Source organism: Caballeronia mineralivorans PML1(12) (assembly GCF_001028175.1).
GTDB classification, from domain to species: Bacteria; Pseudomonadota; Gammaproteobacteria; order Burkholderiales; family Burkholderiaceae; genus Caballeronia; species Caballeronia mineralivorans.
This window is the reverse complement of record NZ_AEJF01000085.1, coordinates 143,885-153,093: the sequence shown is the minus strand read 5'-3', so window position 1 is coordinate 153,093 and position 9,209 is coordinate 143,885. Positions and strand designations below refer to the sequence as shown.

Genomic DNA, 9,209 nt, shown 5'->3' with positions numbered 1-9,209 from the left:
ACGAGCAGCCGCTGACCAATCAGCTCCCAACGACCCATTGAAAGCCGCAAGCGGTCGTTCGGACGTCGTCGCGGCCCGCTCGATCTAGCGCGCGCTGCTCGCGCAGCAGTTCATCGAGCGAAATCTGGTAGTACGTGGCGATTCGCTCTCGACAATAGTTCAAGTCTATTGACTGGATTGATCGTTCCTGCCCATCGCACCTGAATCCCGAAATCGACAAGGTCCCCGCAAGTCGTCCGACGGCACGCTGCAGGCTGATGCGTATGGCAGCTATCTGCGTGGCGAATGTGAGTCTGGCGAGAACCAATCTTATAGTGGGGACGTGAGCGCCGCATAGGCGCCCGGCGCAATGCGGTATCACCCGTTTGTCGCACCAAGTGCTTCGCCGAAGCGGGACATGCCTGCGAGCGGCCCCGTTTTCGTCGATTCGACCAGGTAGTCGAGGAAGGCACGCACAGAGGGCGACGTGCGTCGCGCACGTTCGAAGAGCGCATTCACTGGCGCATGCATTGGTTCGTAGTCTTGAAGGATGCGACGCAGCCGGCCATGCTCGATGTCGTTCGCCACTTGCCACGACGGGGCACGCACAATACCCGCACCGTCGATCGCCGCGGCCGCGAGCACGTCGAGCGCGTTGGCCCAGAGGCGGCCTGTAATGCGGGCGGAACGACGAGTGCCTGCGGACTTGAAGTGCCAATCGACGGGGCCAGGCTGGTCGGAGAAAACGAGGCAGTCGTGCCGGCGCAGCTCGTCAGGCGAGCAAGGCGCGCCGCGGCGCTCGATATAAGACGGCGCGGCGCACACGATCATGCGCACGTCACCGAGCTTGCGTGCCACGAGCGCTGAATCGGGCAGGCGGCCCACGCGAATCGCGAGGTGGATGTCCTCCTCGACGAGATTCACAGCGCGGTCGATCAGCAGCAGCTCGATTGAAACTGCGGGGTGGCGCGCAAGGAAGCACGGCAGGAGCGGCGCGATGACGGTTCGACCTAGCAGCGTAGGCGTAGCAATACACAAACGGCCCGCTGGCTCGCTGCGGCCCGCGCTGAGCAGCGCGCCCACTTCATCCAGATCCGCGAGGATCGACTTCGCACGCTCGAAAAAGACGCGCCCCTCGTTTGTCAGCGCAATGTGCCGTGTCGTGCGGCGCAGCAACTGCATGCCAAATTGCGTCTCGAGCGCCGACAAGTGGCGACTCACCGAAGTCAACGACATCGGGATCGCTCGGGCGGCGGCAGACAGACTGCCGGCTTCCACCACTCGGACGAACACATTCATTGCATCGAATCGGTCCATGAGTCACCTTTCCCCAAAACGGAAGAGTCATTACCGATTTAGGACCGTACTCCCGAATCAAGGAATAGTCTACATTTCCCTTTGAGCAAACCGCAAAAGCCCGTGCGCCACGCCTAGGCTCGAGCGCGCGAGCACATCGACAATTTCCGGCAAAGGGTGGGCGCAGATGAAGCAATCGATCTACTGGGTGATGGCACTCGCAGCCGGGCTCGTCGTCGCCAATAACTATTACAACCAGCCGCTGCTCGTCGATTTCGCGCATACGTTCAGGGTTACTGAAGGTCAGGCTGGCGTGATTTCCGTCGCCGCGCAGGCTGGATATGCGCTGGGCCTGCTCTTCTTCATTCCGCTTGGCGACAAGGTGGAGCTTCGCAAGCTCTTCGCGTTCACGTTGACGGCGTCCGTCGTCGCGCTTGTCGCGATGGCGGCGGCGCCCACGCTGCCTTGGGCCGTGGCGGCGAGTTTTGCCGCGGGCATGGCTAGTGTGGCACCGCAATTGCTCACGCCTCTTGCGGCTCAGATTGCAGGACCTCAGGGCCGCGGCAAGGCCGTCGGAATCGTGATGTTGGGCCTGCTTTGCGGCATCCTCGTCTCTCGCACGGTATCGGGCGTGATCGCTGCGTATTTCGGATGGCGCGCCGTCTACGCCTTCGCGGCAGTCGCGATGGTGGCCGTTGCCGCCATGCTTGCGCGCGTGCTTCCACGCGTCGAGCCGACTTTCTCGGGCAGCTATGGCGTGTTGATGCGTTCCCTGTTTGTGTTGCTGCGCGAGGAGCCCGTCGTAAGGCAGACTGCTTCGATCGCGGCGTTGCAGTTTGCCGCATTCAGTGCCTTCTGGACGACGCTCGCGTTTCACCTGCACGGCCTCGACCCTCGTTACGGCAGCGAGACAGCTGGATTGTTCGGGCTCGTCGGTGTCGCCGGCGCGAGCGCGTCCTATGCCGTCGGAAAGCTGGTCGATGCGCACGATCCGCGTCGTGTGATTCTCGCCGCCAGCATTGTCTTCATCGCCTCGTATGGGCTGCTTGCCTGGAAAGGCGCGAGCATCGGCGGGTTAATCGTCGGCGTGATCCTGCTAGACCTCGGCTTGCAAAGCTCGCATGTCTCAAACATGGCGCGCAACCTGGCGGTTCGGAGCACTGCGATGAGCCGCGCCAACACGCTTTATATGACGATCCGCTTTGCGGGCGGGGCAATCGGCGCGACGCTTGGCAACTATGCATGGAGCGTGTGGCATTGGGCGGGCGTGTGCTGCGTTGGGATTGTCTTTGCCGGCGCCTCGATGCTGCTGCAGATTACTCCCGCTTCCAGTCGGCGACGGCCTGTGGCGAAAAGCGACAAAAGCGTCGACCATGAGGCGCGTGAAGCGCGATAAAGGGGTGGAGGCTTCCGGTGGCCGCTTTACTGAGCGCGTCGCTCGGGCCAGGACCGATATTGCTTTCTGGCCTGAAACTGAGAACCGCCGGATACTTAAATTGGTGCAGAAGGGAAAACTCTAGCCAGCACGGGTCAGTCTTGTCTCGTAGCATAATCAGTATGCTGCCTACGCCCGGTCTGGTGCCATGCATCGGTAAAATAAGGCACAAGTTCACCGGTTTTCGCAATAAACCATAGGGCAGCTCTGGTGACCAACTTATGCCTTATTTGTCAAAACCCCGCACGCAGCGAAATCCCGCATACACATACTGGTAATGCGCCTGGAACCAGTTGCGAAAACTCGGTCTCAGCATGCATGCCGCCGTGCGTGGCGAACCACCTTTGAGCACGTAATGCTGGTCGTCATAGAAGTTCGCGGAGTAACCCAGGTAGAACGGAAACGGCTCGAATCCGGGTAACGGCCCGAAGGTCGTCGATGTCCATTCCCAACCGTTGCCGAATTGCCCGACCACGCCCGCCGCGCTGCGATTCTCCGGGTGGGCATGGACCGGTGACGGCTCCCATCGGCGGAAATCGAAATTGCCTTGCCGAGCGTGCGGGGCATTCGGGGCAAACTCGGCGGCGCATTGCCATTGTGCTTCCGTCGGCAACGATTTTCCCGCCCATTTCGCGTAGGCGCTGGCTTCGGCGTGGCTCACATACACCGGCCAGTCTGCAGGCAGCGCGATCTCGGCAAACATGGTTCGCAGCTTCCAGCCGGAGCCGTTCGATTCTTCGGATGACTTATCACGTACCCAGAACGCCGGCTTGTCAATGCCATCACGTTCCTTCCAAGCCCAGTCGCTCTCGCGCCAGTAATCGCGATGCCTGTAGCCGCCGGCATTAATGAAATCCAGCCAGTCCGCATTCGTGACCATATAGCGGTCCATCTCGAACGAGGGCACCTCCACACGATGTTCACCGAACTCGTTGTCCCAGCCGAACGTGCCGCTGTCGCGTGCGAGGCCGAGCGTTGCTACGCCGGCGGGCACGCGGACCATTTCGCGCGCGAGGGTCTTGTCGAGCGGATGTGCCGCGGTGTTTTCCGTGACCGCTGGCCCGGTTTTCTGGTGCAGCGGCAATTGATGCAGCATGTACGCGAGCGTTTCCGCGTGCATCAGCCGATGCTCGATCGCGACCTCCAGCAGCGTCTCGGGCGCGTCTTCCAAAGCGCCGGGATTGGCACGCTTATCTTCACGCTTTGTAATTTCGACGGGGTCGAAACGCGCATCGATGTCATCGCGAATCCGCTGAACATAGGCGTGAATAGCGGCAAGCGTCGGCCAGTCGTGCGGCTGATCGCTTGGCAGGCCGCCACCGACCGGATCGATGCCGAATGCAAATAACTGATCGAACTCGGGATTGGGGCTGGGCAGGTCGAAGAGGCGCTGATCGAACAGATTCCGGTCGAAGGCGTCCAGATGCCCAATGTAGAACACGATCCGATGCCGCTCGGCAATCGGGCGCTCATACAGGAATTCGGGTTTGACGATGGAGAACAGCGTGTCGGTGGTCTGGCGCGCTTCGCGCAGGCGGGCGAGCAGCGGATGCAGCGGGGTAGGTTCGCGATTCATTTCGCTCTTGTCTCCGGGCATGGGCCGATGCAAAACGATTAATCGTAGCAGAGGGCATGCCAAGTGCGCTTGGACCGCCAGCGCGCCGCGAGCTAGATCGCGCGCAGACCGTCGAAGTCGAGGATCTGGATGAGCTTGCCATTTGCATCGATGAGACCCTTCGCCTGAAAACGCGACAGCGTCCGGCTGACCGTTTCAAGCGTGATGCCGAGAAAACTGCCCATGTCGTCGCGCGTGAAACGCAGGTTGAATTCGTTGCTGGCGTAACCGCGGTGTTTCAACCGGGCGGAGAGATCGAGCAGCAGGGCGGCGACACGCTCGTCGGCGCGCAAGGTGCCGAGGATCAGGGTTTGCGTCGACTTCCGCACGACTTCGCGGCTCAGCAACTGCAGCAACCGGCGCTGCAGGGCGCTGGTTTCGCGGCACGCGCGTTCGAAATGCACGTACGGAATCAGGCAGACCGAACTGTCTTCGAGCGCGACGGCGTGACATGCGTGCCGGCCGTTGTCGAAACCTTCGAGACCGAGTGCGTCGCCGCCGAGATGGAGGCCCATGACCTGCTCGCGGCCGCTGCCGTTCGGCGTTGATACCACCGTTTTGAGCGAGCCCGAGCGAACGGCGTAGAGGGTGTCGAAGGTGTCGCCGACGCGAAACAGCGTTTCGCCGCGCTTGATCGTGCGAGCGTTGACGATGACCTTCTGGAGCGTGTTGACGTCGTCGGAGGACAAACCTTGCGGCAGGCAGTAGTGCCGCAAGGCGCAGGTCGAACAATGGGCGGCGTGACGCGAGGGCGCGTTCGAGAGTGGGGCGGAAGTCCCGTGGACGGTTGGCATGGTTCGCTCGCTTTTTAGTTCGTTTTGATCTGGAACAAGGAAATTGTCCCATCGATGCCATGCGCCCCCGGGTGGCAAAACGTCGCGCGATAAAGGCCTTTACGAAGCCGGCGCTTCGTCGCCGCCGGCAGCGGAAGGAATCAGCAGCACCGGTAGCGTCGCCTGCCGCAAACACCTTTCCGCGACACTGCCGAGTATCAGCCGCTGGAAACCCTTGCGGCCGTGCGTGCCCATCACGAGCAGATCCGCGCTGAACGCCGCGGCGGCCTTGAGCACCAGATCGGCCACGTCGTCCACGGAGGAAGCCTCAGCTATCGCCATTGCGCCTTCTACGCCGCGCTGTTTCATCGCGGCGAGCGCTTCGTCGCCGAGTTTGGCGCCCTGGGCGGCGAGTTCGTCGCGCAGGACCGAGGGATCGTAGCCCGGCACGTCGTAATAAACCGGCGCGTTTTCCACCACGTAATACGGTTGCAGCACCGCACCATGCGTGGCGGCGAGTTCCAGCGCGGACTCGAATGCGCGGTGCGAAGTGCGGCTGCCGTCGATGGCCACGACGATTCGTTTGAACATACGGTTCTCCTTCAGCGGTTGAAACGCACGCGACGTGCATGCGACATTTTTATCGATGAAAACAGTCGCGCCTGATTACCGAGCTTACAAATTTACGACCGTACCAATCTGATTAATGTTCCTCTTTTGTCGATGCGGGGCCGATCCTGACCAACCGGACAAAATAATCCCGTCATACAATCCGGGGCTTGATGTTGGTATTTAATCCCTCTTTTCACTTTCCTAACTCACCCAGCCCGTGTCCCAGTCCGCTGCTACGTCTCCTCCCGAATCCGCAACCCCTCTGCCTTTCCGTAACGCCCTCCTCGCGATGCTCGGCATCGGTCTGGTCAATATGCTGGTCGCACTCGATCAGACCGTGGTCAGCACGGCGCTGCCGTCGATCGTCGCGGAATTGCATGGCTTCGAGTATTACGCATGGATTGCGAGCGCGTATTTGCTGGCGTCGGTGGTGACCGTGCCGGTATTCGGCCGGCTCGGCGATTATTTCGGCCGCAAGCGTTTCGTGATTGCCGCGGTGCTTACGTTCACGGCGGCTTCCGTGCTGTGCGGTGTGGCCAACGACATGCTGTTCCTGGTCATCGCGCGCGGTTTGCAGGGGATAGGCGGCGGCATGATGGTCGGAACCGCGTTCGCGTCAATCCCCGATCTCTTCCCCGATCCGCGTTTGCGGGTGCGCTGGCAGGTCGTGATGGCGGCGTCATACGGCATTGGAACCGCCGCGGGGCCGTCGCTGGGCGGCTGGATGAGCGAGCATTGGGGATGGCGCTCGACCTTCCTGATCAACCTGCCGGTGGGGATTGCCGCGTTTTATTTCATCTGGGTGCATTTGCCGAACTTTCATCGGCCGCGTGAGGGCGCGGTGAAGATCGACTGGTTGGGCGCGGGGCTGGTTGCGTTGGTGCTGGGTGGCTTGCAGGCATTCATCGAAGCTGTGCCAAAGAGCGGGCTGACCACCGGGAATCTGGTGCTTGCCGCCTGTGTGACTGTTGGCGCGGTGGCGTTGCTGATGTGCGAGCGTCGTGCGACGCATCCGATCATCCCGCTCGATCTGTTCAAGGATCCGCAGCTCGTCACGTTATTCACGTTGTCCACGCTGTCGGGTTTCGTGATGTTTTCGCTGATCTTTTTTGCGCCGCTTTTACTGCAGGGCGGTTTCGGTTTATCGCCGCAGGAGGCGGGTTTATTGGCCACGCCGATCGCGATGTTTATTGCCATCGGCAGTTTTATCAATACGCGCATCGTGATTCATTTGCGCAAGCCGACGTTCATCTTGTCGATTGGATTCACGTTGTTGATGTTCGCGTGTATTGCGCTGGCGTTTGCCAGTGCCTCCACGCCGCATATCTGGATCGAGATTCCGATGGCCGGGATTGGTATTGGCCTGGGTTTCGTGCTGAATAACCTGAATGTCTTCGGGCAGGAGATTGCCGGGCGTGAGCGGTTTGGCATTACTACGGCGTTGTTGCAATCGACGCGTATGGTCGGCGGGATGCTGGGGACCAGCGTGGTCGCGACGATCGTGCAGCATCATTACCGGGATGTCATCACGCGCACGTTGAGAGTGCTCGGCGAACCGGCGAGTTCGGCGTGGCTGCCGAGGTTCGACGATCCACGGATCCTGATCGATTCGGCGTTGCGGGGGAAGTTGCTGGCCGATCTGGTGCCGGCCGGGCTGGATGGCCCGGCGCTGATCGAGAGCGCACGAGAGGTGCTCGTGCAGTCGATTCACATTGGCGTGGCGCTGACCGCGGTGGCGGCGTTGTCGGCGGTGCTGATGGTGCGAAGGGTGTCGCACATTACGTTTCGCAAGGGGTAGGGGACGCGGTTTCGTTCGCTCCTGAACACTGGTGCGAACGAAACCGCGCTGATATTAGTGTGCTCCTGCCGCCGCTCCACCGCCTCCGCCCTTCGCCCGCTTGGTAATCCAGATCAGCGGAATAATCAGGATGAAAATAACCGCGGAAGCAAAAAAGATATCGTTCAGCCCCATCATCGCGGCTTGCGTATTGACCGTGAAATCGAACAACCCCCGAGCTTGAGCCTCGCTGACATTGAGCGCACTCTGCGACGCCTGCAATGACTGCATAAACGCCGGGTTATTCGCATTAGCCTGCTCAGTCAGCCGCTCATGATGCAAGGCAATCCGATCCGTCCAGGCATTCCCCGCAAGCGATGTCCCCACCGCCCCGCAAAACACCCGCGCAAAATTCGATAACCCCGCGGCAGCCGGAATCTTCGACGGCGCCAGCCCGGACAAGATAATCGACGTCAACGGCACGAAAAACAGCGCCATCGGAATGCCCTGTAAAAGCGTGGGCAAAACCAGGTGCCAGGTATCGATCTCGATCACATAGTTAGAGCGCATAAAAAACACAATCGCGAAACCGATAAACGCCATCGTCGCGACTACGCGCGCATCGGTGCGAGGCAAGACCCGACCCATGACCGGCGCGAGAATCACCGCAAAAATACCCAATGGCGCAGTCACCAGGCCGGCATCGACGGAACGGTAATTCAGATATTGTTGCATCCATTGCGGCAATAAAACGAGATTGCCGAAGAACACCCCGTAAGCGACGGAAATGGCGACTGTCCCGCCAAAGAAATTCCGCCCGGCAAACAACCGCAAATCGACAACGGGATTCGCATCGGTCAGTTCCCACACCACAAATAGTGCAAAGGCAATCAACGCAATGATTCCCAGCCACACGATCAGCGGCGATGAAAACCAGTCGAGGTCACGACCCTTGTCGAGCATAATCTGCAGCGATGCAACCCACGCAATCAGCAATGCGAGCCCGACCGTATCGATGGGCGCTTTACGCGTGGCGGATTCACGTTTCCGGTAAATAAACCACGTCACGCTGGCGGCAAACAAGCCGACAGGAATGTTGATATAGAAGATCCACGACCAGCTGTAGCTATCGGTAATCCAGCCGCCTAAAGCCGGTCCGGCGATCGGCCCGACAACGGCGGTCATCGCCCATAAGGAAAGCGCCATAGACGCTTTCTCCTTCGGGTACGAACCCAGCAAGATAGCCTGCGACAGCGGAATCAGCGGCCCGGCAACGGCGCCTTGCAAAACCCGCGCGGCAAGCAGCACCGGCAAAGTCGGCGCAAGTCCGCAGAGCCACGAAGAAATCACGAACAACAAGATAGCGCCGACAAACAGCTTGATCTGCCCGATGCGCTGCGTCAGCCAGCCGGTCAGCGGAATCGACACCGCGTTGGCCGCCGCGAACACGGTCACGACCCACGTGCCTTCATCGACGGAAACGCCGAGATTGCCGGAAATAGTCGGGATGGCGACGTTCGCGATCGATGAATCGAGCACGTTCATGAACGTGGCGAGTGCCACGGCGATGGTCGCGAGAACCAGTTGTCCGCCCTTTAACGGCGGCGGCGCGGAGGGTGCGGCAGGCGCAGTGCTCATGGGAGATCCGGATAAAGCAGCGGCCACGCAATGAAACGTGGCGGCCGATTGTGCCAACAACGAAGGCCGCAGTGTGCCAGCGTT

Annotated in this window: 7 protein-coding genes; 2 read left to right on the top strand and 5 right to left on the bottom strand. The window is 60.6% G+C overall.

The window, feature by feature from the left end; translation table 11 throughout:
- Positions 1-357: 357 nt before the first annotated feature.
- On the bottom strand, positions 358-1,296 hold the full coding sequence (locus EOS_RS13295) for a LysR family transcriptional regulator (RefSeq protein ID WP_047847099.1): 939 nt from the start codon (positions 1,294-1,296) through the stop codon (positions 358-360).
- Between the two features lie 166 nt (positions 1,297-1,462).
- Between EOS_RS13295 and EOS_RS13290 the strand changes: the two genes are divergently transcribed.
- The gene (locus EOS_RS13290; RefSeq protein WP_047847098.1) at positions 1,463-2,671 is read left to right on the top strand and encodes an MFS transporter; all 1,209 of its coding nucleotides are present in this window, start codon (positions 1,463-1,465) and stop codon (positions 2,669-2,671) included.
- A gap of 265 nt (positions 2,672-2,936) precedes the next feature.
- Here the strand turns inward: EOS_RS13290 and EOS_RS13285 are convergent, their stop codons facing one another.
- From EOS_RS13285 to EOS_RS13275, 3 genes are all read right to left on the bottom strand, one after another.
- Positions 2,937-4,286 (bottom strand): SUMF1/EgtB/PvdO family nonheme iron enzyme, encoded by a 1,350-nt coding sequence (locus EOS_RS13285; protein WP_047847097.1) that lies wholly within the window; start codon positions 4,284-4,286, stop codon positions 2,937-2,939.
- A gap of 92 nt (positions 4,287-4,378) precedes the next feature.
- A complete protein-coding gene (locus EOS_RS13280) occupies positions 4,379-5,119 on the bottom strand; it encodes a helix-turn-helix domain-containing protein (protein WP_075645325.1) in 741 nt (246 codons plus the stop codon).
- Between the two features lie 99 nt (positions 5,120-5,218).
- Positions 5,219-5,689: a universal stress protein gene (locus EOS_RS13275; protein WP_047847095.1), complete on the bottom strand. Its 471-nt coding sequence runs from the start codon at positions 5,687-5,689 to the stop codon at positions 5,219-5,221.
- A 310-nt stretch (positions 5,690-5,999) separates the two neighbouring features.
- Between EOS_RS13275 and EOS_RS13270 the strand changes: the two genes are divergently transcribed.
- A complete protein-coding gene (locus EOS_RS13270; protein ID WP_047847094.1) occupies positions 6,000-7,508 on the top strand; it encodes an MFS transporter in 1,509 nt (502 codons plus the stop codon).
- A 54-nt stretch (positions 7,509-7,562) separates the two neighbouring features.
- Here the strand turns inward: EOS_RS13270 and EOS_RS13265 are convergent, their stop codons facing one another.
- Positions 7,563-9,125, bottom strand: a complete 1,563-nt coding sequence (locus EOS_RS13265) for a DHA2 family efflux MFS transporter permease subunit (protein WP_047847093.1) — start codon at positions 9,123-9,125, stop codon at positions 7,563-7,565.
- Between the last annotated feature and the right edge of the window lie 84 nt (positions 9,126-9,209).

What these genes read in the sequence shown, in the direction of transcription:
- EOS_RS13295 (WP_047847099.1), bottom strand. Translation starts at nt 1,296, where the DNA reads ATGGACCGATTCGATGCAATGAATGTGTTCGTCCGAGTGGTGGAAGCC.
- EOS_RS13290 (WP_047847098.1), top strand. Translation starts at nt 1,463, where the DNA reads ATGAAGCAATCGATCTACTGGGTGATGGCACTCGCAGCCGGGCTCGTC.
- EOS_RS13285 (WP_047847097.1), bottom strand. Translation starts at nt 4,286, where the DNA reads ATGAATCGCGAACCTACCCCGCTGCATCCGCTGCTCGCCCGCCTGCGC.
- EOS_RS13280 (WP_075645325.1), bottom strand. Translation starts at nt 5,119, where the DNA reads ATGCCAACCGTCCACGGGACTTCCGCCCCACTCTCGAACGCGCCCTCG.
- EOS_RS13275 (WP_047847095.1), bottom strand. Translation starts at nt 5,689, where the DNA reads ATGTTCAAACGAATCGTCGTGGCCATCGACGGCAGCCGCACTTCGCAC.
- EOS_RS13270 (WP_047847094.1), top strand. Translation starts at nt 6,000, where the DNA reads ATGCTCGGCATCGGTCTGGTCAATATGCTGGTCGCACTCGATCAGACC.
- EOS_RS13265 (WP_047847093.1), bottom strand. Translation starts at nt 9,125, where the DNA reads ATGAGCACTGCGCCTGCCGCACCCTCCGCGCCGCCGCCGTTAAAGGGC.